This is a genomic window from Streptomyces sp. NPDC014676 (assembly GCF_043084105.1).
In the GTDB taxonomy this organism is placed as follows: Bacteria; Actinomycetota; Actinomycetes; order Streptomycetales; family Streptomycetaceae; genus Streptomyces.
Genome location: NZ_JBIBZI010000006.1, coordinates 21152 through 46097 on the forward strand (window position 1 = coordinate 21152; position 24946 = coordinate 46097).

Consider the following 24946-nt stretch of genomic DNA (forward strand, 5'->3'; position numbering starts at 1 on the left):
GCGACCCGGGCGTGACGCGCCGCGACACCCGCACCCCCCACCGCTTCTCCGCCAAGGAACCTCCGCATCCATGAACAGCGACAGCGACCTCCAGATCGCCGGCGACATCCTCGAAGTCCCGCACCTGCTCCAGCCCCCGCGCGAGCACCCGGCCACCGTCGCCGAGTTCGCCGGCCTGGCCCGTTCCCTCGCCGCCGACCGCTCCCAGTGGGAGCACCTCGTCGAGTACGACGCCGGCAGCCGCTGGTACCACCGGCTGCGCACCGGCCCCGGCTACGAGGTGTGGCTGCTCTCCTGGGTGCCCGGCCAGGGCAGCGGACCGCACGACCACGGCCGCTCCTCCGGCGTGCTCACCGTCCTGGACGGCACCCTGACCGAGCGCACGGAGCGCGGCACGCGCACGCTGACGGCCGGCGCGCAGCGCGTGTTCGCGCCGGGCTACGTGCACGAGGTCGTCAACGACACCCTGGAACCCGCGGTCAGCCTGCACATCTACTACCCGGGCCTGACCGAGATGCCCATGCTCCCCCAGTCTCGACTTCGTTCGACCGGAGGGACCCCCATCGCCCCCCACTGCGAGGCGCGCACGGCGCCCGGCCCGGTGACTGCCTGACGCGATGTCGTAGCGGCCTGCAAGGATGGACCCATGCGCATTGTGGTTCTGGCAGGCGGCATCGGCGGTGCCCGTTTCCTGCGCGGTCTGAAGCGGGCCGTGCCGGACGCGGACATCACGGTCATCGGCAACACCGGGGACGACATCCACCTCTTCGGGCTGAAGGTCTGCCCGGACCTCGACACGGTGATGTACACGCTCGGCGGCGGCATCAACGAGGAGCAGGGCTGGGGGCGGACCGACGAGACCTTCCACCTCAAGGAGGAGCTCGCGGCGTACGGCGTCGGCCCGGAGTGGTTCGGGCTCGGCGACCGGGACTTCGCCACGCACATCGTGCGGACGCAGATGCTCGGCGCCGGGTTCCCGCTCAGCGCGGTGACCGAGGCGCTCTGCGACCGCTGGCGGCCCGGCGTACGCCTCATCCCGATGACCGACGACCGCGTGGAGACGCACGTGGCCGTCGAGCTGGAGGGCGAGCGCAAAGCGGTCCACTTCCAGGAGTACTGGGTGCGGCTGCGTGCCTCCGTCCCCGCCGAGGCGGTCGTGCCGGTCGGCGCGGAGCAGGCGAAGCCGGCGCCGGGTGTCCTGGAGGCGATCGCCGAGGCCGACGTGATCCTCTTCCCGCCGTCCAACCCCGTGGTCTCCGTCGGCACCATCCTCGCCGTCCCCGGCATCCGGGAGGCGATCGCCGACGCGGGCGTGCCGGTGGTCGGCCTGTCACCGATCGTCGGGGACGCGCCCGTGCGCGGCATGGCCGACAAGGTGCTCGCGGCGGTCGGCGTGGAGTCCACGGCCCCGGCGGTGGCCGAGCACTACGGCTCGGGCCTGCTGGACGGCTGGCTGGTCGACACGGTCGACGCGGGCTGTGTGGAGCGGGTCGAGGCGGCCGGGATCCGCTGCCGGGCCGTGCCGCTGATGATGACCGACGTCGACGCGGCCGCGCGGATGGCGCGGGAGGCGCTGGCGCTGGCGGAGGAGGTGCGCGCGGCATGAACGGCACGGGTTACCGGGTCCGGCCCGTGGCGGGCCTGCCCGAGATCCGCGAGGGCGACGACCTGGCCAAGCTGATCGCGGCCGCCGCACAGGACCTGTCCGACGGCGACGTCCTCCTCGTCACCTCGAAGATCGTCTCCAAGGCGGAGGGCCGGATCGTCGAGGCGGCGGACCGGGAGGCCGCGATCGACGCGGAGACGGTGCGCGTGGTGGCCCGGCGCGGCTCCCTGCGCATCGTGGAGAACCGGCAGGGCCTGGTCATGGCCGCGGCCGGAGTCGACGCCTCCAACACCCCCGCCGGTACGGTCCTGCTGCTGCCCGAGGACCCGGACGCGTCCGCGCGGGCGATCCGCGCGGGTCTGCGCGAGGCCCTCGGCGTCGAGGTCGGCGTGATCGTCACGGACACCTTCGGCCGCCCCTGGCGCGCGGGACTGACCGATGTCGCGATCGGCGCGGCGGGCGTCCGGGTGCTGGACGACCTGCGCGGCGGCACCGACGCGTACGGCAATCCGCTCAGCGCCACGGTCGTCGCCACGGCCGACGAACTCGCAGCGGCGGGCGACCTGGTCAAGGGCAAGGCGTCCGGCCTGCCGGTGGCCGTGGTCCGCGGACTGCCGCACCTGGTGGCGGCCGACGACGGCGAGGGCGCGCGGGCGTTGGTCCGCGGCGCGCGCGGCGACATGTTCCGCCTGGGCACGTCCGAGGCGGTACGCCAGGCGGTGACCCAGCGCCGTACGGTACGGGCCTTCACGGACGAGCCGGTGGACCCCGGAGCCGTACGCCGCGCGGTGGCCGCGGCGGTCACGGCGCCGGCCCCGCACCACACCACGCCGTGGCGGTTCGTGCTGCTGGAGTCGCCCGGGTCCCGCACCCGTCTCCTGGACGCCATGCGCGAGGCCTGGATCGCGGACCTGCGCCGCGACGGAAAGACGGAGGAGTCGATCGCCAAGCGCGTCCGCCGCGGGGACGTCCTGCGCAACGCGCCGTACCTGGTCGTCCCCTGCCTGGTCATGGACGGTTCGCACACCTACGGGGACGCGCGGCGGGACGGCGCGGAGCGGGAGATGTTCGTGGTCGCCGCGGGCGCCGGCGTGCAGAACTTCCTGGTCGCGCTGGCCGGGGAGCGGCTGGGCTCGGCGTGGGTGTCGTCGACGATGTTCTGCCGCGAAGTGGTCCGCGAGGTCCTGGACCTGCCGGCGGACTGGGACCCGATGGGCGCGGTGGCGGTCGGCCATCCGGCGGAGGAGCCGCGCCCGCGGCCGGAGCGGGACGCGGGCGGTTTCATCGAGGTGCGGTGAGGCTGGGCCTACCCTCATAGAGGCCCGGCTTCACTTCCACCCCTGGGATCTCTCGTGGCAGGACGTTTCGCACCCCGCCCGACTCGTACGACGGTGCGCGGCGGGCATGTCGCCGTGCCCGGGGGAGTCCCCCGGCGGGCGCCGGCTCCGGCCCTCGTACGGACGTGGGTGCCGGAGGGTCCCCTGGACCTCGGGCTGGTCCTCGGGCCGCTGCGGCGCGGGCCCGGTGATCCGACGTTCCGGGCGCTGCCGGACGGTTCCGTGTGGCGGGCCAGCCTGACGCCGGCGGGCCCGGGGACGCTCCGGGTGACGGGGCGTGCCGGGGAGATCCGGGGGGAGGCGTGGGGGCCGGGCGCCGACTGGCTGCTGGACAGGCTGCCGGAGATGCTCGGCGCCGCCGACGACCCGTCCGCCTTCGTGCCCCGGCACAGGCTGCTGGCGCTGACCCGGCACCGGCGTCCGGGACTGCGGCTGACGCGGACCGGGCTGGTGCTGGAGTCGCTGATCCCGTCGATTCTGGAGCAGAAGGTCACGACGGGTGAGGCGTACCGGGCGTGGCGGCTGCTGGTACGGAAGTACGGGGAGCCGGCACCCGGGCCCGCGCCGGAACGGATGTCGGTGATGCCGGCGCCGCGGACGTGGGCGCTGATTCCCTCCTGGGAGTGGCACCGGGCCGGGGTCGACGACAAGCGGGCGTCGACGGTTCTGCGGGCGGTGCGGGTCGCCGCGCGGCTGGAGGAGGCGGTGGGGATGCCCGCCGCTGAGGCGCAGGCGCGGTTGGAGCTGGTGTCGGGGATCGGGCCGTGGACGTCGGCGGAGACCGTGCAGCGCAGTCATGGGGCGGTGGACGCGGTGACCGTGGGGGATCTGCATCTGCCGGGGATCGTGGGGTGGGCGCTCGCGGGGGACCGGTACGCGGATGACGCGGTGATGTTGTCGCTGCTGGAGCCGTATGCGGGGCAGCGGCATCGGGCCGCGCGGTTGATTCTGCTGAGCGGGAGGGTGCCGGGGCGGCGGGCGCCGCGGATGCCGTACGGGGATATCGGGCGGCTTTGAGGGGTGGCCGGGCCGGTGTTTTGAGGCGTGGCCCGGCGCGTTGCGGGGTGCCCCGCGTTGCTGTGAGCCGGGAGCGGGGTCTGCGCGACCCGGCGCGTTGCTGTGGCCCGGGGGTAGGTCTGCGCGACCCGGCGCGTTGCGGGGTGCCCCGCGTTGCTGTGGCCGGGGGGTGTTCGCGCAGCCCGGCGCTTACGGGGTGCCTCCCCCACTCTCGGCTTCTCCCCCACTCTCGACTCCGCTCGAGCGGGGGGACCCCCATGAGCGGGAGGTACCCCCACCGCCCACCCGTGCCGCCCTGGGGGCACCTCCCAGGCCCTTGAGGCACTGGGGGAGGCACGACTTGCCCGCGGGAGCGCGGGGAGCGGCAGCGACTGCCCGCGGAAGGCGGGGGCGGCGGTGGCTGAAGTCGCGTACGGCGGGGAGGGGACGGAGCGGGGGTGGCCGCCCGCAGTGGCTGGCGCGTCCGCACCCCCGACCTCACCAAGAAACCCCATCGCGCCAGTCCGAGGACGGACACCCCCGACGCGGCCCCGACCCACCCACCGGCCATGGGCGCTGCACACGCCCCCACCGAAGCCGCACAGGCGCCGCAGGCATCCCACCCACCGGGCCGAAAGCCGCACCGCGGGCACAAGACACGCACTCCACCGGGCCTAAAGCCGCCCTGCGGGCATAAGACACGCATCCCACCGGACCGAAAGCCGCCCCGCAGGTGTCACTGGTCCGAGGAGAAGCGGACCGCTCCCGCTGGGATCGTCGCGTCGCACCAGACTCGGGCGCCCTCGCGGAGTTCGTTGTGGGGGCCCACCGTCGCGCCGTCGCCTATGACCGTGCCGGTGAGGACCGAGCGTTCACCCACCCGTGCCCGCGTACCGATCAGCGAGTCGGTGATGACCGCGCCCGGCTCGATGACCGCCCCCGGCAGGATCGTGCTGCCGAAGACGCGCGCGCCCTCCGCCACGAACGCGCCCTCGCCCACCACCGTCCCGCCCGCCAGCTTCGCGCCCGGTGCCACGGTCGCCGTGGGCAGCACCAGCCGGTCCCCGCACCGCCCGGGCACCGCCGGCGACGGCGCACGCCCCAGCACCAGATCCGCCGACCCCCGTACGAAGGCCGCCGGGGTCCCCAGGTCCAGCCAGTACGTGGAGTCGACCATCCCCTGCAGATGCGCCCCCGCCGCCAGCAGCCCCGGGAACGTCTCCCGCTCCACCGACACCGCCCGCCCCGCCGGGATCGTGTCGATCACCGACCGGCGGAAGACGTACGCCCCCGCGTTGATCTGGTCGGTGACGATCTCCTCCGGCGTCTGCGGCTTCTCCAGGAAGGCGAGCACCCTCCCCGACGCGTCCGTCGGCACCAGCCCGTACGCCCGTGGATCGGTCACCTTCGTCAGGTGCAGCGAGACGTCCGCGCCGGTCGTCTCGTGGGTGCGCACCAGCGCCCGGATGTCCAGCCCCGTCAGGATGTCCCCGTTGAAGATCAGCACCGGCTCGTCCGGCCCGGAGTGCAGCCGGGACGCGACGTTCCGGATGGCGCCGCCCGTACCGAGCGGCTCCTCCTCCGTCACGTACTCGATGTGCAGCCCCAGGGCCGCCCCGTCACCGAAGTACGGCTCGAAGACCTCGGCCAGATAGGACGTGGCCAGGACGATGTGCTCGACGCCCGCCGCCCTCGCTCTCGCGAGCTGGTGCGTGAGGAAAGGCACCCCGGCCGCCGGGACCATGGGCTTGGGCGTGTGCACCGTGAGCGGACGCAGTCGCGTGCCCTTGCCGCCGACCAGGAGGATCGCTTCTGTCACCTGTCGTCTCTGCTTCCTGCCGGGACCGGCCGAACTGTCTTTCGGCCGGCCAGTGTATGCAGACCGGCTCCGGCAGGAAGGAGCGCCCGGCCCGCCTCAGCGGCCCTGGTAGCGGGCCGCCGTGGAACGCGCGGTGCCGAGCTTCTTGTAGAGCTTCCCCCCTGGGCACGAGGTGTTGAACCCGTCCCGGTGACCGGAGATCACGTTCAGTCGTACCTTCTTACCTTTTCGGTAGAGATTGCCACCGGCGGACTTCAGATATGTCTTGGCGCGCGGATTCATCCCGTGCAGTCCGAGTTTCCACGCGGTGAGCCGGGCGATGGCCTTCACGGTGGAGGAGGACGGCTTCTCGGAGCCGTAGGAACCGATCACCGCGATGCCCGTGGTGTTGGTGTTGAAGCCCATGGTGTGGGCCCCCTTGACCGGCTTCGCCACTCCCCCGGCCCGGCCCTCGTAGATCCTGCCGCACTTGTCGACGAGGAAGTTGTAGCCGATGTCCCGCCAGCCCAGGCTCCGTACGTGGTAGCGGTGGAACCCGCGGATGAGCGAAGGGGCTTGCGCGCAGGTGTAGTCGTTGCCGGAGGCGGTGTGGTGCACGAAGGCCGCCTTGACCTTGCCGGTGTACACGAACCGCTTCCCCCGCAGGCTCTCGTCGGCTCCCCAGCCGCGCCGGGTGACGATGGCGGGGCGCGGCCCGATGTAGGGCTTGGCCCGCTGTTGCTCGGTCAGGTCGGCTCCGCGCAGGGCGAGGTACTCCTGCCGGGTCCGCTCGCCGTCCAGCGCGGGGATCTCCAGGGTGCCGAGCGGTGCGAGTGCGGAGTTGGCCGCGGAGGCGGCGGTCGCCTCGGCGCCCATGACGCCGGTGCGCGGGCCCTCCAGGATCCCGTCCCCCGGGTCGACGAGGTCGAGCCGCAGTCCGGAGGGCAGCAGCGCGTGGTCGTCGGCCCCGGGCTCGTCGACCCCCGTGCCCCCGCGCTCCTCCTCGTCCTCGTCCTCGTCCTCGCCGGGCTCCGGCAGAACCCGGATCTCCACCCCGTCCGACTCCCCCACCCACAGCGGTGCCGTGGCGCCGCGCACCCCGTCCGCGGTGCCCTCCGCGCCGCCCGGGTCGGCCCCGTGGTCGGTGTAGTGCGTCTCGACGTCCCGCCAGTCGGACCAGGCGCCGGTGCCGGCCTCCCGGGTGCGGACCTGGACGCGGCCGTGGAGTTCGGCGGCGGGGTCGTCCCAGACGACCCCGAGGAGGGAGAAGGGCCGTACGGCCCGGGGGGCGAGGCCGAGGACGGCGGCGCCGGAGGCACGGTCACGGGTGAGGGGTCTCAGGGGCAGCGACTGGGTGCTGCCGGGGATGTCGGGCCGGGCCGTCATCGCTGCGCGCGTGGCCGCTTCTGCCGTCGGCGCCGGTCTCGCGTCCGCCGCGGCGGCGGGCGGGGCGAGCGGGAGGGCGAGGGCGGCGGCGCAGGTGACACCGATTGAGGAAGCAAGAATTCCACGCATGCCCCTGAGCTTGGACACAGTCAGACAAATCTGTCCATCCGGGAGTTGACGGTCCGTCGGGGCGCGTTCCCCCGAACCGGTGCCCCGGGCGGGCGGTGCGCGCGGGCGGGTCCGCGTACGCTTGCGCGGGTGAACGCCACCGACCGCACCCCTGCCGACCTGCTGAGTTCCGCGCTGGCCGCGGACCCGGGACGCCCCCTGGTGACCTTCTACGACGACGCCACGGGCGAACGCGTCGAACTGTCCGTGGCCACCTTCGCCAATTGGGTGGCCAAGACCGCCAATCTCCTTCAGGACGAGCTGTCCGTGGAGCCCGGCGACCGGGTGGCCCTGCTGCTGCCCGCGCACTGGCAGACGGCGGTCTGGCTGCTGGCGTGCGCGTCGGTGGGCGTGGTCGCGGACGTGGCCGGGGACCCGGCGGCGGCGGACGTGGCCGTGAGCGGGCCGGACCCTAAGTCGCTGGAGGCCGCGCGGGCCTGCTCGGGGGCCAGGATCGCGCTGGCGCTCAGGCCGCTCGGCGGGCGCTTCCCGCAGCCGCCGGAGGGCTTCGCCGACTACGCCGTCGAGGTACCGGGGCAGGGCGACCGCTTCGTGCCGTACGCGCCGGTCGACCCCGAGGAGCCGGCGCTGATCGTGGCGGGCCGGGAGTTCACCGGGGCGGAGGTGGTCGAGCGGGCCCGCGCCGAGGCGCCGGAGCTCGGTCTGACCGGCCCCGGCTCGCGGATCCTGTCGGGGCGGCCGTACGACACGTGGGAGGGCCTGAACGCGGGCCTGTACGGGCCGTTGGCGACCGGCGGCTCCGTGGTGCTGTGCCGCAACCTGGACCGCCTCGGGGACGACGCCCTGGACAAGCGGGTGGAGAGCGAACGGGCGACGGTCATCGCCCGATAACGGCACCGCCACCCGCCACCGCACCGCGGAGGACACCACCCCGCCCCGGGAAACACGCCACCCGTCATCCCCGGAAACGCCCCACCACCCACCGCACCGCGGAAGACACCACCCCGCCGGAACCCTCCCCCTGCAACACCCCCCGTCCGCCCCACCCCCTCCCCCGTCCGGCGCACCACCACCCGCCCCCGGCCGCCGCCCCGGGTCATCGTCGTACGCAACGGCATCACCGCACGCCGTACGCAGTGAGGGGTGGACCCGGTCATGAGTGACACCGCAGGCGCGTCCCCCGCGCAGCCGGGGGACGGCCGTGCCCTCGGTCCGGGGACGGGGTCCTCGGCGAGCGGGCGGGGGCGGGCCCGGCGCCGACGGCGGCGCTGGGCGCGCGGCACCGGGCTCGCCGTCGTTGTCGTCCTGCTCGCGGCCGCGGGTGCCGGGTGGGCGGTGTACAGGAAACTGGAGGGGAACATCACCCCGGACGAGGCGGCGGCCGCCGAACTCGCGCGGTTCGAGGAGGAACGGCCCACGGCGCTCGCCAAGGACGCCCGGAACATCCTGCTGATCGGCTCGGACTCGCGCTCCGGGGAGGAGAACGCCCGCTACGGGCGGGACGCGGGGACGGAGCGTTCGGACACCGTGATCCTGCTGCACCTGTCGGCGGGCCGGCGCAGCGCCACCGCGGTGTCGGTCCCCCGGGACCTGATGGTGGACGTGCCCGGCTGCCGCCGCCCCGACGGATCGCGTTCCGAGCCGGTGTTCACGATGTTCAACTCGGCTTTCGCGGTGGGCGGTTCCGCCTGCACCATCCGCACCGTCGAGAAACTCACGGACATCCGCGTCGACCACCACGTCGTCGTCGACTTCGACGGTTTCAAGGAGATGGTCGACGCGGTGGGCGGTGTCGAGGTGTGCCTGCGCGAGCCCGTCGACGACGAGGACGCCGGACTGAGACTGCCGGCGGGCCGGGTGACGCTGGACGGGGAGCAGGCGCTCGGTTACGTCCGGGCCCGCAAGACCCTCGGCGACGGCAGCGACACCAGCCGTATGGAACGGCAGCAGCGCTTCCTCGGCGCGCTCGTCAACAAGGTGAGCGGCAATGACGTCCTGCTGAACCCGGTGAAGCTGTATCCCGTCCTGGACGCGGCCACCTCGTCGCTCACCACCGATCCGGAGCTGGCCAGCCTGCGGGGTCTGTACGACCTCGCGCGCGGGCTGCGCGAGATCCCCACCGCGCGGGTGCGGTTCCTGACCGTTCCCCGGGAGCCGTACAGCGGGGACGTCAACCGTGACCAGCTCGCACAGCCCGCGGCGGAGGAACTGTTCGCCCGGCTGCGTGCGGACCGGCCCGTGGCGGTCGCGCCGGCCGCGCGGGATCCCGCACCGGACGGCGGTCCCGGCGGGGTGTCTCCGGCACCCACGTTCTCCGGCAACTCCGCCGCCGAGGACATCTGTGGGTAAAGCGAGACCCAAGACCGGCAAAAGAGCCGCTCGGGACAGTGGGCCCTTGGTTCAGGAAATGCACGCATTGCCCGCTGTAAAGAAGCTGAGAATTCAAGGCCGACGTCGCCCCGCGACGAACCGGGCGGTTAATGTGACGGTCCGGTGCGCCGGTGCCCGTCGGGCCCCGCCGTGAGGAGGAGCGCGCACCGGGAAGACCGAGACCGGGCGTCCGGAGGGGAGGGCGCACCTCATGGCCCCGACGAAGGGTGCGGACAGGCGTGGACGCGCAAGGACGTGAGCGGACGGAGAACGTCGATCCCGCGGATCAGTGGGTACTGAATCCGGACACCGGCGAATACGAACTGCGACTGCCCCCTTCCGCACCGCGGCCGGCCGTCCCGGGACCGCGCAGGTCCGCCCCGCGTGACACCACCGAGGGCGCGAGGGGCCGCCGTACGGCCGCGCCCGGCCGTGAGGTCCCGCCCCAGCGGCGACGCCGTACGGCACCGGAGGAACCGGCACCGGGACGGCGCGGACGCCGGCCGGCGAAGAAGGCGAAGAAGAAGTCGCGGGGCAGGAAGGTCCTGCTGTGGACCGGCGGCACCATGGCGTTCGTCGTCCTCGCCACCGCCGTCGGCGGCTACCTCTACCTGGAGCACCTCAACGACAACATCCAGTCCCTCCCCGACGACGGCGCGGGCACCGGTGGCTTCCAGAAGGACAAGGCCATCAACATCCTGCTGATCGGCACCGACAAGCGCACCGGTGACGGCAACGAGGGTTACGGCGACAAGGGCAGCGAGGGCCACGCGGACACCACGATCCTGCTGCACGTCTCCAAGGACCGCTCCAACGCGACCGCGCTCAGCATCCCGCGCGACCTGATCGTCGACATCCCCGACTGCCCCACCACGCAGGAGGACGGGACGGAGAAGGTCATCCCCGGCTCCACCGGCGCCCGCTTCAACACGAGCCTCGGCCAGGACGGCCGTACGCCCAGCTGCACCATGCGGACCGTCACCGAGCTGACCGGTGTGACCCCCGACAACTTCATGGTGGCCGACTTCAACGCGGTCAAGACGCTGACCACGGCCGTCGACGGGGTCGAGGTGTGTCTGGCGAAGGACATCGACGACCCGGACTCGCATCTGAAGCTGTCGGCGGGCAAGCACACCATCGAGGGCGAGCAGGCGCTGGCCTTCGTGCGCACCCGGCACTCGGTGGGCTTCGGCGGCGACCTGAGCCGTATCGAGATCCAGCAGCAGTTCCTCAGCTCGCTGATGCGCAAGCTGAAGTCCAACGACACGCTCACCAGCCCGTCCAAGATGCTGAAGCTCGCCGAGGCCGGCACCGAGGCGCTGACCGTCGACTCCCAGTTGGACAGCATCGGCAAGCTGAAGGACCTCGGTCTGGAGCTGGGCAAGCTCAACACCAAGAACCTGACCTTCGCCACGGTGCCGGTGGACGACAACCCCGCCGAGAAGGTCAAGGCGACGGTCGTCCTCAGGGAGGCGCCCGCCCGGCAGGTCTTCGACATGATCGCGAACGACGTCTCCTTCACCGAGGTCAAGCAGAAGGAGAAGAAGGAGGCCGCGGCGGTCGCCGCCCGCCTCAAGGGCACCAAGGCCGACCCTTCCGAGGTCCGCGTCCGCGTCCTCAACGGCGGCGCCCCCTCGGGCAGCGCCTCGAAGGAACTCAACTACCTCCAGCTCGAGGCGGGCGTCACCAAGTCCGAGAACGCCGGCAACGCCCCCGCGGAACTGAAGAAGACCACCCTCGAATACGCCCCCGACCAGGCCGACCAGGCCCGCCGCCTCGCCGACATCCTCGGCCTGTCCGGATCCGCCATGAAACCCGGCGAAAGCGTCACCAACTCCCAGGGCCTGCCCACCATGACCCTCACCCTCGGCAAGGACTTCAAGGGCGCCGGAGTCAAGTTCAACGCCACCTCCGGCAAGACCCCCGAGGGGGTCCAGAAGTCCACGGCGGACAAGGTCGAGTGCGCCAAGTGACCTGACGGTCCCGTCACGCGTCCTACAGGGCGGCCCTGTTGCCGCCGGGAGGGCAGCCGATCCTCCGGCGCGGCCGTACAGCCATGGAGGGCCGGCGTGTGTCCGGCTGTGCGGAAGAGCCGCGCGCGGGGGCACGTTCGCGGGAGCGAGGGCGGGGAGAAGGGCGTGACACACAGCGGTGTGCGGGGAGAGGGAACGCGGCCGGAGGCGGTCCGGCCCGCCGGGGACGGCCCCGGCACGGACGGCACCGACGGCGGGGGCGGACGGCGCGACCACGGCAGGCGCCCCGGGCGGCGGCACCGCGTACTCAGGTGGTCCGCGATGACGCTGTCGGTCCTGATACTCGGCACGGCCGGCGCCGGATACCTCTACTACCGGCATCTGAACGGCAACATCGAGAAGGGCGAGCGCAGCAGCGGCGACTCCAAGGCCCGCAGGGCCGAGCCGAACGCCGCCGGGCAGACTCCCCTGAACATCCTGCTGATCGGCTCCGACAGCCGCGCCTCCGACGCCAACGTGGCGCTGGGCGGCGGCAAGGACCACCGCGACAGCGCGCCGCTGGGTGATGTGCAGATGCTGATCCACCTGGCGGCGGACCGCGAGAGCGCCGCGGTGGTGAGCATTCCGCGCGACACCCGGGTCGACATCCCCGAGTGCACCGATCCGGAGACCGGCAGGACCTACCCGGCGGCCGACACGATCATCAACGAGTCGCTGGGCCGCGGCGGGCCCGGCTGCACGCTGGCCACCTGGGAGAACCTCACCGGTGTCTACATCGATCACTGGATGACCATCGACTTCGCGGGCGTGGTGCGGATGGCCGACGCCATCGGCGGTGTCGAGGTCTGCGTGAACCAGAACGTGTGGGACCGCCCGCTGCCCGGGGTGCCCGGCGGATCGGGGCTGAAGATGAGGGCCGGGTCCAAGAAGGTGAAGGGCGAGCAGGCGCTGCAGTGGCTGCGCACCCGGCACGCCTGGGGCAGCGACGTGCTGCGGACCCGGGCGCAGCGCATGTACATGAACTCGGCGATGCGCACCCTGCGGGGCCAGAACGTCTTCACCGACACCGGCAGGCTGACGGGCCTGGCCGAGGCGGCCACGAAGTCGCTGGCGGTGTCCGAGGAGATCGGCACGGTCAAGAAGCTGTTCGACCTCGGTATGCAGCTCAAGACGGTTCCCTCGAACCGCATCACCATGACGACGATGCCCACCGTCGCGGACCCCGAGAACGCGAACCACCTGCTTCCGGCCGGTGACGACGCCGAGCGGATGTGGGCGATGCTCCGCGACGACGTGTCCTTCGACGACAACGGCGGCGCGAAGGCCTCTGCGAAGCCCTCCGCGGAGCCCACCGCGAAGGCCTCCGGCGGCTCGCCCTCCGATGCCGCCGGCATCGACGTCCTGGTACGGAACGCCACCCGGTCCGCCACCCTCGGACCGGTCGGCGGCCGTGCGCACGCTGTCGCCGGGACGCTGGTGGAGCAGGGCTTCGACCGGGCGACGGCGGACACGTCGGCGGCGCTGTCCGAGCAGCGGACCGTCGTCCGTTACCCGGGCGACGAGTCGGCCGAGGACGCCCGCCGGGTCGCCGAGGCGCTGGGAATCCCGGCGAGCGCGACGCGCAAGTCGACGGACGTGTCCGGGATCACGGTCGACATCGGGGCGGACTGGCGTACGGGCACGTCGTATCCGCGGCAGAGAAAACCGGAGGCCGGGGACCTGCCCGACAGCAGCGACGCCCTGAACGGGTCCGAGACGGGCACGTGCATGGACGTGTACAAGCCTTACCGATGGTAGGAATTCCACACATAAAGGGAGTTGCTTCGGGGGTGGGAACGTCGGATACGTCACCTGTACCGTTCGACGCTCAACTTGGCAGATAGTGTGAGCACCCCCGTGCCCCCGCCATGAGGTCCGCTCTGGCGCAGTGCACGTGCCGACCTTTACCGTGCGCCTTCGGAGCAGGCGCCGCGTGGCCCTGACGGAGGATGGGAAAACCGTGGACGCGCAAGGACGTGGACGGGCAGACGACGTCGACCCCGCAGACCAGTGGGTACTGAATCCGCGGACCGGCGAATACGAACTGCGACTGCCCCCTTCCGCGCCGCAGTCGGCCGTCCCGGGACCGCGCAGGTCCGCCCCGCGTGGCACCACCGAGGGCGCGAGGGGCCGCCGTACGGCCGCGCCCGGCCGTGAGGTCCCGCCCCAGCGGCGACGCCGTACGGCACCGGAGGAACCGGCACCGGGACGGCGCGGACGCCGGCCGGAGAAGAAGTCACGGGGCAGGAAGGTCCTGATGTGGACCGGCGGCACCATGGCGTTCACCGTCCTCGCCGCCGGCGTCGGCGGCTACCTCTACCTCAAGCACCTCGAGGGCAACGTCACGACGACGGACGTGGGCAACGCGGGCAGCAGCAGCTTCAAGAAGGACGAGGCCTTCAACATCCTCATCATCGGCACCGACAAGCGCACCGGTGAGGGCAACGAGGGCTACGGCGACAAGGGCAGCACGGGCCACGCCGACACCACGATCCTGCTGCACGTCTCCAAGGACCGCTCCAACGCCACCGCGCTCAGCATCCCCCGCGACATGATCGTCGACATCCCCGACTGCCCCACCACGCAGGAGGACGGGACGGAGAAGGTCGTCCCCGGCTCCACCGGCGTCCGCTTCAACACGAGCCTCGGCCAGGACGGCCGGGACGCCGGCTGCACCATGCGCACGGTGAAGGAGGCGACCGGCATCCAGCCCCACCACTTCATGATGGCCGACTTCAACGCGGTCAAGACGCTGACCACGGCGGTCGGCGGTGTGAAGGTCTGTGTGGAGCACGCCGTCGACGACCCGAAATCCCATCTGAAGCTGCCCGCCGGCGAGTCACAGATCGAGGGCGAGCAGGCCCTGGCCTTCCTGCGCACCCGGCACTCCTTCGGCAACGAGGGCGACCTGGACCGCATCAAGGTCCAGCAGCAGTTCCTGGGCTCCCTCATGCGGCAGATGTCCTCCAGCGACACCCTCACCAGCCCCACCAAGCTGATCAAGCTGGCCGAGGCCGCGACCAAGGCGCTCACCGTGGACAGCGCCATCGGCACGGTGGGCACGCTGAAGGACATCGCCCTGGAGCTGAAGAAGGTGCCGCCGAAGAACATCACGTTCCTGACGGTGCCGGTGGTCGACAACCCCGCCGAGAAGGTCAGGGCGACGGTCGTCCCCAACGAGTCCAAGGCGCCCCAGGTCTTCGACATGATCGCGAACGACGTCTCCTTCACCGAGGTCAAGCAGAAGGAGAAGAAGGAGGCCGCGGCGGTCGCCGCCCGCCTCAAGGGCACCAAGGCCGACCCTTCCGAGGTCCGCGTCCGCGTCCTCAACGGCGGCGCCCCCTCGGGCAGCGCCCAGCTCGAACTCAACTACCTCCAGACCGAAGCGGGCGTCACCAAGTCCGAGAACGCCGGCAACGCCCCCGCGGAACTGAAGAAGACCACCCTCGAATACGCCCCCGACCAGGCCGACCAGGCCCGCCGCCTCGCCGACATCCTCGGCCTGTCCGGATCCGCCATGAAACCCGGCGAAAGCGTCACCAACTCCCAGGGCCTGCCCACCATGACCCTCACCCTCGGCAAGGACTTCAAGGGCGCCGGAGTCAAACTCGACGCCGCGTCGGTCGAGACGCCCGAGGTGGAGAAGTCCACGGCCGACAAAGTTCAGTGCGCGAGTTGAGGCCGTAGCGCAACCTCACGGGCCCGTCGTATGTCTCCAAGACGTACGGCGGGCCCTGAGGGCTGTGGAGGACGCAGAAGTTGACGCAGAACAGTGTGCAGGAGGCCGTACCGGCCGCCGAGGCCGAGGACGAGGACGAGGCCGCCCTCGAGGAAGGGAGCGGCGAGGGTCCGGGTGACGGGCGCAGGGCGCCGCGCAAGCACCGGGTGCTCCGCTGGTCGGCGATGGTGCTGGCCGTGCTGATAGCGGGCACGGCCGGCGCCGGCTACGTCTACTACCGGCACCTCAACGCCAACATCGAGCAGCAGGAACTCAATCTCGGTGACCAGAAGATCCCGGAGCCGACGCCGAACGCCGCGGGACAGACCCCGCTGAACATCCTGCTCATCGGCTCCGACGCGCGGGACAGCAAGGAGAACCAGGAACTCGGCGGCGCCCGGGAGACGTTCGGTTCCACCCCGCTGGCGGACGTCCAGATGCTGGTGCACCTGTCCGCCGACCGCAGCAACATGTCGGTCGTCAGCATGCCGCGGGACACCCTCGTGAGGATCCCGAAGTGCACCGACCCCGACGACGGCACGGTGTACCCGGCGAGCGACGGGCGGGTGATGACCAACCAGAGCCTCGGGCACGGCGGTCCGGGCTGCACCGTCGCCACCTGGCAGGAGCTCACCGGCATCCACATCGACCACTTCCTCATGGTCGACTTCGCGGGCGTCGTGTCGATGGCCGACGCCATCGGCGGTGTCCCGGTGTGCGTCGACGCCAACATCCACTCGCGCGACAGCCAGGGCCACGGCTCCGGCCTGAAGCTGGAGAAGGGCACCCACCCGGTCAAGGGCGAGCAGGCCCTGCAGTGGCTGCGCACCCGTTACGGCTTCGAGGACGGCAGCGACCTGGCACGGGCCAAGGCCCAGCACATGTACATGAACGCGATGGTCAGGGAGCTGCGCGAGAACGCCACCCTGAGCAACCCGAACAAGCTGCGCAGGCTCGCCGAGAAGGCCACCGAGGCGCTCACCGTCGACCCGGGCCTGAACTCGGTCAAGAAGCTCTACGACCTCAGCACCGAGCTGCGGAAGGTCGAGCCGGAGCACATCACCATGACCACCATGCCGAACCGGTACGTGGGCGCGCGGGTGGAGCCCACGGAGGACGCCGAGCAGCTCTTCCGGCTGGTGCGCGAGGACATCACCCTGGACGGCGGGGACACGAAGAAGAAGGCCGTCCCGACGCAGGAGGACCAGGTCCCGGACGATCCGGCGGCCGAGGACGCCGAGATCCCGGTCCTGGTGCGGAACGGCACCCGCACCGACACCCTGGGCGCGGCCCCCGGCCGGGCCAGCACCGTGGCGGAGCTGCTCGTGGACGAGGGGTTCACCAGGGCGGTCGCCGACCGGAGCGCCTCGCTGAGCGAGCGGACGACCGTCGTCCGCTACCCGAGCGCGGACCTGGAGGGCGACGCCGCGGCGGTCGCCGAGGCCCTGGGCCTCGCGCCGGGCGCGGTGCGCAGGTCGACCGACGTCTCCGGGGTCACGCTCGTGGTGGGCGCGGACTGGCGCGAGGGCACGACGTACAAGGCACCGGAGAAGAACGACGAGGTGCCCGAGACCGCCGAGGCGCTCAACGGCGCGGACGAGAAGGCCTGCATGAAGGTGAACCCCGCGTTCACCTGGTGAGAACGGCGTCACGGGCCCCTCTCCGGGCGGGAGAGGGGCCCGTGGCGGTGTCAGGTCAGTGCGAGGCGGCGTCCGCGCGGACCGGAGGGCGCCGGCTCGCGATCACCTTGCGGGCCAGGGACTTCGGGCTGGTCAGGAAGCCCCAGCCCCACGACATGTGCATGGTGGCCAACGCCACCGGGATCTGCAGCCGCGCCTTGAGCGGCAGCCCCTTGCCGGCCGGTACGGACCCCAGCACGATCGCCGCGAGGTAGCCGCCGGGCACCACGAAGCCCCACGGGGTCAGCGCGGCGCCGGCCACGATCCCGGCCGCGATCGCGCACACCGCGGCCGGCGGGGCCAGGTAGCGCAGGTTGATGGAACCGGCGTGGTAGCGGGCCACGACGTGCCGCCAGCGCCCGTAGTCCTTGTACTGCTTGGCCAGCGCCCGCACGCTCGGCCGGGGCCGGTACGACACCTTCAGCTCCGGCGAGAACCAGATCAGCCCGCCGGCCTCACGGATGCGGAAGTTCAGCTCCCAGTCCTGGGCGCGGATGAACTCCACGTTGTACCCGCCCTGCTGCTCCAGCGCCTCGCGCCGGAACACGCCCAGGTACACCGTCTCGGCGGGGGCGGCCTCGCCGCCGGTGTGGAAGGCGGCGTTGCCCACACCTATCTTCGACGTCATCGCGGCCGCGACGGCGTGCTCCCAGTCGTTCTCCCCCTCGGCGTGCATGATGCCGCCGACGTTCTGCGCGCCGGTCTCCTCCAGGAGCCGTACGGCGGTCGCGATGTAGTTCGGGGAGAGCATCCCGTGCCCGTCGACGCGGACCACGACCGGATGGCGCGAGGCCTTGATCGCCGCGTTGAGGGCGGCCGGGGTGCGGCCGGTCGGATTGGGCACGGTGTGCACCCGCGGGTCCTCGGCCACGAGCTCGGCGGCGATCTCGTCCGTGCGGTCCGTGGACGGACCGAGGGCGATCACGACCTCCATCTCGCCGGCGTACTCCTGGGCGAGGATCGCGCGGACGGCGCCGCGCAGATGCCGCTCCTCGTTGAGGACGGGCATGATCACGGAAACGGCGGGGAGCCGCACGTCGGGATTGGCGTTCATAGAGGGCTCACGTTACCGCGAACGGGGGACACCGATGCGCGTGCCGGGGGCGATGTGCCGGGCCGCAGATCGTATCGGCCTACCGTGCTCACGATCCCACGTACGGCCGTCGTCCGGAGGTGTCCCCCTTGCCCACGCCGCCGCGGTCCCCCCGGCCCCGCACCGCACCGCAGCGTCCCCCGCGGCCGGCCCGCACGGGCCCTGGGCCCGCCGCGTCGGCCGCGCCACCCGTGCCGCCGCGCGGGAAGCCGCGCTGGGTCGTGCGCACCGTCACCTCGCTGTCGGTCGTGGTGCTCGCCTCCGCCGGGATCGGACACGCGGTGATGAGCAGCCTCGACGAGGACATCGCCCGGGTCGACCCGTTCCGCGACATGAAGAACCGCCCCGAGGCCGGTCACGGCATGAACATCCTGCTCGTCGGCACCGACGGCCGGGAGAGCATCGGCGAGGAGGAGCGGGAGAAGTACCGGCTCGGCGGGGAGCCCTGCCACTGCACCGACACGATCATGATCGTGCACATCTCGGCGGACCGTGAGCGGGCCGCCGTGGTCAGCCTCCCCCGCGACTCGTACGCCGTGACGCCCCCGCACACCGACCGGGTGAGCGGCGAACGGCACAAGGGGCACCCCGTGAAGCTGAACGCGGCGTACGCCGAGGGCGGGCCCCGGCTGACCGTGCGCACGGTCGAGAAGATGACCCGGGTGAAGATCGACCACTACCTGGAGGTCGACTTCACCAGCTTCATGAAGACCGTGGACGTGGTCGGCGGCGTCGAGATCTGCACCGACAGACGGCTGAAGGACAGCCGCACCGGCCTCGACCTGCCCGCCGGCCGGCACACCCTCGAAGGCGGCCGGGCCCTGCAGTACGTCCGCTCCCGGCACGTCGACGGCGCCTCCGACCTCAGCCGGATGAGGCGCCAGCAGCACTTCCTGGCGGCCCTGGTGGAACGGGTCACCTCCTCCGGGATCCTGCTGAACCCGCTGAAGTTCCGGGACGTGACCCGGGCGGTGCTCGGCTCGGTCCGCGCCGACAAGGGCTTCGGCACCGGCGAGCTCCTGGACCTCGGCCGGGCGATGCGGAACTTCTCGCCCTCCTCCTCCGAGTTCACCACCGTGCCGATCTCCGACATGGGACACACCGTGAAGGGCGTCGGCACGACGCTGAAGTGGGACACCGCGAAGTCCGAGCGCGTCTTCGACGCGCTGCGCCGGGACGAGCCGCTCTCCGTGCGCCGCACCTCCGACGCGGCGCTCCGCGTCCCGGTGGACCCCCGGCACATCCGCGTCCAGGTCGAGAACGGCACCCGCACCGCGGGCCTCGGCCGGCGGGTCGACGCCGCGCTGGCGGCGACCGGCTTCGACACCACCCGCGCCCCGGCCAACGCGGCGCGCCAGGACGTGCGGCGGACGGTCGTCGCCTACGACCCCCGCTGGGACCGCTCCGCGAAATCCCTCGCGGCGGCCCTGCCCGGCAGCGAGCTGCGCGCGGTGGAGGGCCAGGGCGCCACGCTGAAGGTGATCGCGGGCGCCGATTTCGAGAAGGTCCGCAAGGTACGGGCGCAGGCCCCGGGCCAGGGCGAGTTCGGGGTGGTGCGCGGCGACGAGGTGAACTGCTCCTGAGCCCTTCCCCGGTAGGCCGGCGAAGTCCGCTGCGGTCCGGCAGCGCCCTGAAGGGGCACGGGACCCGCACCGACGTGCGGCTCCGCCGCGCGGACGCGACCGGCCAACGGTGCAGCAACACCCAAGGGGCGCGAGGAACTGCGCGACCAGCCACGACGGCGCCGCAGCCGAACAGCGGCACATTCCCGCGCACCCGGCGGAGCGTTCAGTCCTCGAACCCCTCCGCCGCCCGCTTCTCCCGCAGCTCCATGATCGCCCGGCGGCGGGCCAGCCGGTGGGCGCGGCGGATCTGGGCCTCCTGGTAGCGGCGCCTGTCCCGCTCGGTCTCCGGTATCACCTGCGGCACCCGGCGCGGCTTCCCGTCGGCGTCGACGGCCGCGAACACCAGGTACGCCGAGCCGACCTGGGTGGCCGGCGCGGACTCGTTCCAGCGCTCGGCCAGCACCCGCACCCCGACCTCCATCGAGGTCCGTCCGGTCCAGTTGACCTGGGCCTTCACATGGACCAGGTCACCGACGCGGACCGGTTCCAGGAAGGCCATCTCGTCCATGGAGGCGGTGACGGCAGGCCCTCCGGAGTGCCGTCCGGCCACGGCGCCCGCCGCGTCGTCGACCAGCTTCATGATCACCCCGCCGTGCACCGTGCCCAGCAGGTTGGTGTCGTTGTGGGTCATGATGTGGCTGAGGGTCGTACGGGACGCCGAGGTGGGCTTGCCCGGGATGTCCGGACTCTCCGTGGCTGCGGCGGTGGCCTGGTCTGTCATGGCCTCCACCTTATGCCGAGGTCACATCTGCGGAATTTGTGTCAGCTTCGCAACAGCGGGGCCCTGATTTTCCGACGACCCTTGTATGGCACACAGCGGGGACCTGCACACTGTGTCCCATGACTGATTGGCCCGAGGCACGGTCCGACGACAACCGCGGCGGACGTTACGGACGCGGCAGCGCGAGCGCACAGCCCGAGGGCGCCCGTGTCATGCGGCAGGTCCGCCGCGGCCCGGCGGCCCCTCCCGGGCAGGGCGCGTACGGCGGTGTCCCGCAGCAGCCGTCGTACGTGGACGGACACGGCGGCGACGGCGGCTACGACAGCGGCTACAACACCGGCCAGGTCTACGGCACGCCCGGCGGCGGTGGCCCCGGCGGGCCGGGCGGCGACGGCTACGCCCCGCAGCGCCCCGCACCCGACTGGCGCCGCCGCGTCAAGTGGACGGCGATCACCGTCGTCACCGTGCTGGTCGTGACGACCGTCGGCACGTACTTCTGGGCCGACTCCAAGCTCAACCGCGACGTCGACCTGTCGAAGGTGATCGAGCGGCCCGAGAAGGGCGAGGGCACCAACTACCTCATCGTCGGCTCCGACAGCCGCGAGGGCATGACCGCCGAGGACAAGAAGAAGCTGCACACCGGGTCCGCCGACGGCAAGCGCACGGACTCGATGATGATCCTGCACACCGGCGACAACGGCCCCACCCTGATCTCGCTGCCCCGGGACTCCAACGTCGAGATCCCGTCCTTCGTGGGCTCCGAGTCGGGCAAGAGCTACCCCGGGACCGGCCGGCAGGTGAAGCTCAACGCCGCGTACGCCGAGGACGGGCCCGAACTCCTGGTCCGCACGGTCGAGTTCAACACCGGCCTGCACATCGACCACTACGTGGAGATCGGCTTCGGCGGCTTCGCGAGCATCGTGGACGCGGTCGGCGGCGTCGAGATGGACATCCCGCAGGACATCAAGGACACCAAGTCCGGCGCCGACCTCAAGAAGGGCAAGCAGACCCTGAACGGCGAGGAGGCCCTCGCCTTCGTCCGCACCCGGTACGCGCTGGCGGGCTCCGACCTGGACCGTACGAAGAACCAGCAGAAGTTCCTCTCCGCCCTGGCCAACCAGGTGGCCACGCCGGGCACGGTCCTCAACCCCTTCAAGCTCTACCCGACCATGGGCGCGGGCCTGGACTCCCTGATCGTCGACAAGGAGATGGGCCTGTTCGACCTGGCCGACATGTTCTGGTCGATGAAGGGCGTCAGCGGCGGCGAGGGCACGTCCATGAACATGCCGATCGCGGGCTCCACCGGCGGCAACCTGCTCTGGGACAAGGCGAAGGTGAAGCAGTTGGTGAGCCAGTTGAACAACGACGAGAAGGTCACCGTCAAGGGCAACTGAAACCGGCTGTGAGCAGGTTGTGGGCACCCCGCGCGGGGTGCCCACAACCGTGTCCGGCGACGGCGTCACATCGTGGCGCCCGCCATGGCACGGCACATCTCGGAGCAGCGGCGACAGGACTCGGCGCAGCGCGCCATCCTCTCGTCGTCCGGCATGGACATGCACGCCTCGGCACACATGTCGCAGGCCTGCGCGCACATCATGCACATCTCGTTCGCCAGCGGCGAGCGGCGCATCATCATGTCCGCGCACATGCGGGTCATCTCCGAGCAGTCCATGAGCGCCCGCATGATCGGCATCCGGGCCTCGCCGCCCGCCTGCAGACAGGAGCTCATGGTCTCCTCACACATACCGTGGCAGGCCATGCACGCCTGGACGCAGTCCTGCGCCTCCTGGCTCATCGGTTCCGTGGTGATCGGCTGCTGCTGGGTCATGGTTCCTCCCAGGGGAACGGAGAGGGCCGGGTCTCGGCCCCCGCCCTCTCCGTCCTACGCCCCCGTCCCCATGACCACCACAGGACGGCCCGGACCACGTCTTTGCTTGGAGACACCGGCAGCGGAAAAAAGAGACGGGGCGGGAACGAACGACCCAGGGGAGGGCGCACATGACACCGCAGGCGGAGAGACAGCGGCTGCGCAGACGGCTGGAACGACTCATCGGCATCGCCGCGACCGAGGGCAACGAACTCGTGCCGCTGCGCAACGGCGACCAGATCTTCCCCGCGATGCTGGAGGCCGTCCGCGCCGCGGAACACACCGTCGACATGATGACGTTCGTGTACTGGCGCGGTGACATCGCGCGGGAGTTCGCCGACGCCCTGGCCGAGCGGGCCCGCGCGGGGGTCCGGGTACGGCTGCTGCTGGACGGTTTCGGCGCCAAGGAGATCGAGCCGGAGCTGCTGGACGCCATGGACGACGCCGGCGTCCAGGTGGCCTGGTTCCGCAAGCCCCTCCGTCTGTCACCGATGCGGCAGAACCACCGCTGCCACCGCAAGGTCCTGGTGACCGACGAGCACACCGCCTTCACCGGGGGTGTCGGCATCGCCGAGGAGTGGTGCGGTGACGCCCGCGACCCGGGTGAGTGGCGCGACACCCACGTGAAGGTCAGGGGACCGGCCGTGGACGGCATCGCCGCGGCCTTCGCCCAGAACTGGGCCGAGTGCCACGACGAGCTGTACGACGAGCACGACCGCTTCACCCCTCAGGAACAGCCGGGGAACGCCACGGTGCAGGTGGTGCGGGGTTCGGCCAGCTTCGGCTGGCAGGACATGCAGACACTGCTTCGTGTCATGATCACCTCGGCGCGGGAGCGCTTCCGGCTGTCCACGGCCTACTTCGCACCCGACACCTACTTCATCGACCTCCTGGCCGCCGCCGCCCGCCGGGGCGTGCGGGTGGAGATCCTGCTGCCGGGGCCGCACACCGACCAGCGGGCCTGCCAACTGGCCGGCCGGCAGCACTACCAGACCCTGGTCGACGCGGGCGTGGAGGTGCGGGAGTACCAGCCGACCATGCTGCACACGAAGGTCATCACCGTGGACGGCGTCTGCTCCCTCATCGGCTCCACCAACTTCAACCGCCGCTCCCTGGAGCACGACGAGGAGGTCATGCTGGCCGTCCTCGACGAGGACTTCACGGCCGCGCTGGACGCCGACTTCGACGCCGACCGCAAGCTGAGCGAGCCCATCGACCCGGCCCGCTGGCGCCGCCGCCCCCTGACCGAACGCCTCGCCGAGGTCGCGGTCACCCCGATCCGCCGCTTCCTGTGACGGCGCACGGCGGCCAAAAAAGCGAAGGGCGCCCGTCCCGCGAACGCCCTTCACCCGTCGGCCCGCCGGCCGTTACGGCAGGTTGCGGGCCATGACGATCCGCTGGACCTGGTTGGTGCCCTCGTAAATCTGGGTGATCTTCGCGTCGCGCATCATGCGCTCGACCGGGTAGTCGCGGGTGTAGCCGTAGCCGCCGAGGAGCTGGACGGCGTCGGTGGTGACCTCCATGGCGACGTCGGAGGCGAAGCACTTGGCAGCGGCGCCCTGGAAGGTGAGGTCGCTGTCGCCGCGCTCGGACTTCGCGGCGGCCGCGTACGTGAGCTGGCGGGCGGCCTCGATCTTCATGGCCATGTCGGCGAGCATGAACTGGACGCCCTGGAAGTCGGCGATCGGCTTGCCGAACTGCTTGCGCTCCTTCACGTAGCCCTTGGCGTAGTCGAGGGCGCCCTGGGCGATGCCGAGGGCCTGGGCGGCGATGGTGATGCGGGTGTGGTCCAGCGTCCTCATCGCGGTGGCGAAGCCGGTGCCCTCCTCGCCGATCATGCGGTCGGCGGGGATGCGGACGTTGTCGAGGTAGACCTCGCGGGTCGGGGAGCCCTTGATGCCGAGCTTCTTCTCCGGTGCGCCGAAGGAGACGCCCTCGTCGGACTTCTCCACGACGAAGGCGGAGATGCCCTTGGAGCGCTTGGTGGGGTCGGTGACGGCCATCACCGTGTAGTACTCGGACTCGCCGGCGTTGGTGATCCAGCGCTTCACGCCGTTGAGGACCCAGGAGTCGCCGTCGCGGACCGCCCGGGTCTTCATGCCGGCCGCGTCGGAGCCGGCGTCGGGCTCGGACAGGCAGTACGAGAACATGCCGTCGCCCTTGGCGAGCGGGGTCATGTACTTCTTCTTCAGCGCCTCGGAGCCGGAGAGGATCACCGGCAGCGAGCCCAGCTTGTTCACGGCCGGGATGAGGGAGGAGGAGGCGCAGACGCGGGCCACCTCCTCGATCACGATGACCGTGGCGAGCGCGTCGGCGCCTGCGCCGCCGTACTCCTCGGGCACGTGCACGGCGTGCAGGTCGTTCGCGGTCAGCGCGTCCAGGGCCTCCCGGGGGAAGCGGGCCTCCTCGTCGACCGCGGCGGCGTACGGCGCGATCTTCGCCTCGGCCAGCGCGCGGACGGCGTCGCGGAGCATGTCGTGCTCCTCGGACGGGCGGTACAGGTCGAAGTCAGCCGATCCGGCCAAGGTCTCTCACGCTCCAAAACACTGCGATGCTGATCACGCTAACTACCGTTAAGTAACTCAAATTTTAGAGCGTCGGCCACGGTT

At 71.7% G+C, this 24946-nt stretch carries 19 protein-coding genes; 13 read left to right on the plus strand and 6 right to left on the minus strand.

The genetic code is table 11. From position 1 onward, the window contains the following. Positions 1-70: 70 nt before the first annotated feature. Genes ACF1DX_RS18160 through ACF1DX_RS18175 form a run of 4 tightly spaced genes read left to right on the plus strand, consistent with a single transcriptional unit; the run spans position 71 to position 3960 of the window. Positions 71-613 (plus strand): cysteine dioxygenase, encoded by a 543-nt coding sequence (locus tag ACF1DX_RS18160; RefSeq protein ID WP_391792162.1) that lies wholly within the window; start codon positions 71-73, stop codon positions 611-613. A gap of 33 nt (positions 614-646) precedes the next feature. Then, positions 647-1606: a 2-phospho-L-lactate transferase gene (gene cofD / locus ACF1DX_RS18165; protein ID WP_391792163.1), complete on the plus strand. Its 960-nt coding sequence runs from the start codon at positions 647-649 to the stop codon at positions 1604-1606. Then, entirely contained in the window at positions 1603-2904 is a 1302-nt protein-coding gene (locus ACF1DX_RS18170) for a coenzyme F420-0:L-glutamate ligase (protein WP_391792164.1), read from the plus strand. The genes cofD and ACF1DX_RS18170 overlap by 4 nt, the downstream gene beginning before the upstream one ends. Positions 2905-2958: 54 nt before the next feature. Continuing rightward, the gene (locus ACF1DX_RS18175; protein ID WP_391792165.1) at positions 2959-3960 is read left to right on the plus strand and encodes a DNA-3-methyladenine glycosylase family protein; all 1002 of its coding nucleotides are present in this window, start codon (positions 2959-2961) and stop codon (positions 3958-3960) included. Positions 3961-4675: 715 nt separating this feature from the next. On the opposite strand, the gene ACF1DX_RS18180 is transcribed toward ACF1DX_RS18175, so the two are convergent. Then, positions 4676-5758: a sugar phosphate nucleotidyltransferase gene (locus ACF1DX_RS18180; protein ID WP_391792166.1), complete on the minus strand. Its 1083-nt coding sequence runs from the start codon at positions 5756-5758 to the stop codon at positions 4676-4678. A gap of 96 nt (positions 5759-5854) precedes the next feature. Continuing rightward, a complete protein-coding gene (locus ACF1DX_RS18185) occupies positions 5855-7252 on the minus strand; it encodes a peptidoglycan recognition protein (RefSeq protein WP_391792167.1) in 1398 nt (465 codons plus the stop codon). 129 nt (positions 7253-7381) lie between these two features. Between ACF1DX_RS18185 and ACF1DX_RS18190 the strand changes: the two genes are divergently transcribed. The 6 genes from ACF1DX_RS18190 to ACF1DX_RS18215 all read left to right on the plus strand — a co-directional run bounded on the left by ACF1DX_RS18190 (position 7382) and on the right by ACF1DX_RS18215 (position 16992). Beyond that, positions 7382-8143, plus strand: coding sequence for a TIGR03089 family protein (locus ACF1DX_RS18190; protein WP_391792168.1), 762 nt, complete (start codon positions 7382-7384; stop codon positions 8141-8143). Between the two features lie 264 nt (positions 8144-8407). Beyond that, complete coding sequence (locus ACF1DX_RS18195; RefSeq protein ID WP_391792169.1) at positions 8408-9601, plus strand: LCP family protein; 1194 nt, start codon at positions 8408-8410, stop codon at positions 9599-9601. 260 nt (positions 9602-9861) lie between these two features. After that, positions 9862-11595 carry an LCP family protein gene (locus tag ACF1DX_RS18200; protein WP_391792170.1) on the plus strand — a complete coding sequence of 578 codons (1734 nt, stop codon included), beginning with the start codon at positions 9862-9864 and terminating at the stop codon, positions 11593-11595. A gap of 165 nt (positions 11596-11760) precedes the next feature. Next, positions 11761-13392, plus strand: coding sequence for an LCP family protein (locus ACF1DX_RS18205; RefSeq protein WP_391792171.1), 1632 nt, complete (start codon positions 11761-11763; stop codon positions 13390-13392). A 202-nt stretch (positions 13393-13594) separates the two neighbouring features. Beyond that, positions 13595-15313, plus strand: coding sequence for an LCP family protein (locus ACF1DX_RS18210; RefSeq protein WP_391792172.1), 1719 nt, complete (start codon positions 13595-13597; stop codon positions 15311-15313). Positions 15314-15393: 80 nt separating this feature from the next. After that, positions 15394-16992: an LCP family protein gene (locus tag ACF1DX_RS18215; RefSeq protein ID WP_391792173.1), complete on the plus strand. Its 1599-nt coding sequence runs from the start codon at positions 15394-15396 to the stop codon at positions 16990-16992. A 55-nt stretch (positions 16993-17047) separates the two neighbouring features. Here ACF1DX_RS18215 and ACF1DX_RS18220 read toward each other — a convergent pair whose 3' ends face one another. After that, the gene (locus ACF1DX_RS18220) at positions 17048-18085 is read right to left on the minus strand and encodes a glycosyltransferase family 2 protein (protein ID WP_391792174.1); all 1038 of its coding nucleotides are present in this window, start codon (positions 18083-18085) and stop codon (positions 17048-17050) included. A 260-nt stretch (positions 18086-18345) separates the two neighbouring features. Between ACF1DX_RS18220 and ACF1DX_RS18225 the strand changes: the two genes are divergently transcribed. Next, the gene (locus ACF1DX_RS18225) at positions 18346-19707 is read left to right on the plus strand and encodes an LCP family protein (RefSeq protein WP_391792175.1); all 1362 of its coding nucleotides are present in this window, start codon (positions 18346-18348) and stop codon (positions 19705-19707) included. A 205-nt stretch (positions 19708-19912) separates the two neighbouring features. Here ACF1DX_RS18225 and ACF1DX_RS18230 read toward each other — a convergent pair whose 3' ends face one another. Beyond that, complete coding sequence (locus ACF1DX_RS18230; RefSeq protein WP_391792176.1) at positions 19913-20470, minus strand: acyl-CoA thioesterase; 558 nt, start codon at positions 20468-20470, stop codon at positions 19913-19915. A 119-nt stretch (positions 20471-20589) separates the two neighbouring features. Between ACF1DX_RS18230 and ACF1DX_RS18235 the strand changes: the two genes are divergently transcribed. After that, positions 20590-21864: an LCP family protein gene (locus tag ACF1DX_RS18235; RefSeq protein ID WP_391792177.1), complete on the plus strand. Its 1275-nt coding sequence runs from the start codon at positions 20590-20592 to the stop codon at positions 21862-21864. A gap of 65 nt (positions 21865-21929) precedes the next feature. Here the strand turns inward: ACF1DX_RS18235 and ACF1DX_RS18240 are convergent, their stop codons facing one another. Beyond that, positions 21930-22298 (minus strand): four-helix bundle copper-binding protein, encoded by a 369-nt coding sequence (locus tag ACF1DX_RS18240; RefSeq protein WP_391792178.1) that lies wholly within the window; start codon positions 22296-22298, stop codon positions 21930-21932. 170 nt (positions 22299-22468) lie between these two features. Between ACF1DX_RS18240 and ACF1DX_RS18245 the strand changes: the two genes are divergently transcribed. After that, the gene (locus tag ACF1DX_RS18245) at positions 22469-23632 is read left to right on the plus strand and encodes a phosphatidylserine/phosphatidylglycerophosphate/cardiolipin synthase family protein (protein WP_391792179.1); all 1164 of its coding nucleotides are present in this window, start codon (positions 22469-22471) and stop codon (positions 23630-23632) included. 72 nt (positions 23633-23704) lie between these two features. Here the strand turns inward: ACF1DX_RS18245 and ACF1DX_RS18250 are convergent, their stop codons facing one another. Then, complete coding sequence (locus tag ACF1DX_RS18250; RefSeq protein WP_391792180.1) at positions 23705-24862, minus strand: acyl-CoA dehydrogenase; 1158 nt, start codon at positions 24860-24862, stop codon at positions 23705-23707. Between the last annotated feature and the right edge of the window lie 84 nt (positions 24863-24946).

Bases quoted from the DNA above. Each gene is read 5' to 3' on its own strand.
- ACF1DX_RS18160 (WP_391792162.1), top strand. From the start codon at position 71: ATGAACAGCGACAGCGACCTCCAGATCGCCGGCGACATCCTCGAAGTC.
- cofD (WP_391792163.1), top strand. From the start codon at position 647: ATGCGCATTGTGGTTCTGGCAGGCGGCATCGGCGGTGCCCGTTTCCTG.
- ACF1DX_RS18170 (WP_391792164.1), top strand. From the start codon at position 1,603: ATGAACGGCACGGGTTACCGGGTCCGGCCCGTGGCGGGCCTGCCCGAG.
- ACF1DX_RS18185 (WP_391792167.1), bottom strand. From the start codon at position 7,252: ATGCGTGGAATTCTTGCTTCCTCAATCGGTGTCACCTGCGCCGCCGCC.
- ACF1DX_RS18195 (WP_391792169.1), top strand. From the start codon at position 8,408: ATGAGTGACACCGCAGGCGCGTCCCCCGCGCAGCCGGGGGACGGCCGT.
- ACF1DX_RS18220 (WP_391792174.1), bottom strand. From the start codon at position 18,085: ATGAACGCCAATCCCGACGTGCGGCTCCCCGCCGTTTCCGTGATCATG.
- ACF1DX_RS18230 (WP_391792176.1), bottom strand. From the start codon at position 20,470: ATGACAGACCAGGCCACCGCCGCAGCCACGGAGAGTCCGGACATCCCG.
- ACF1DX_RS18235 (WP_391792177.1), top strand. From the start codon at position 20,590: ATGACTGATTGGCCCGAGGCACGGTCCGACGACAACCGCGGCGGACGT.
- ACF1DX_RS18240 (WP_391792178.1), bottom strand. From the start codon at position 22,298: ATGACCCAGCAGCAGCCGATCACCACGGAACCGATGAGCCAGGAGGCG.
- ACF1DX_RS18245 (WP_391792179.1), top strand. From the start codon at position 22,469: ATGACACCGCAGGCGGAGAGACAGCGGCTGCGCAGACGGCTGGAACGA.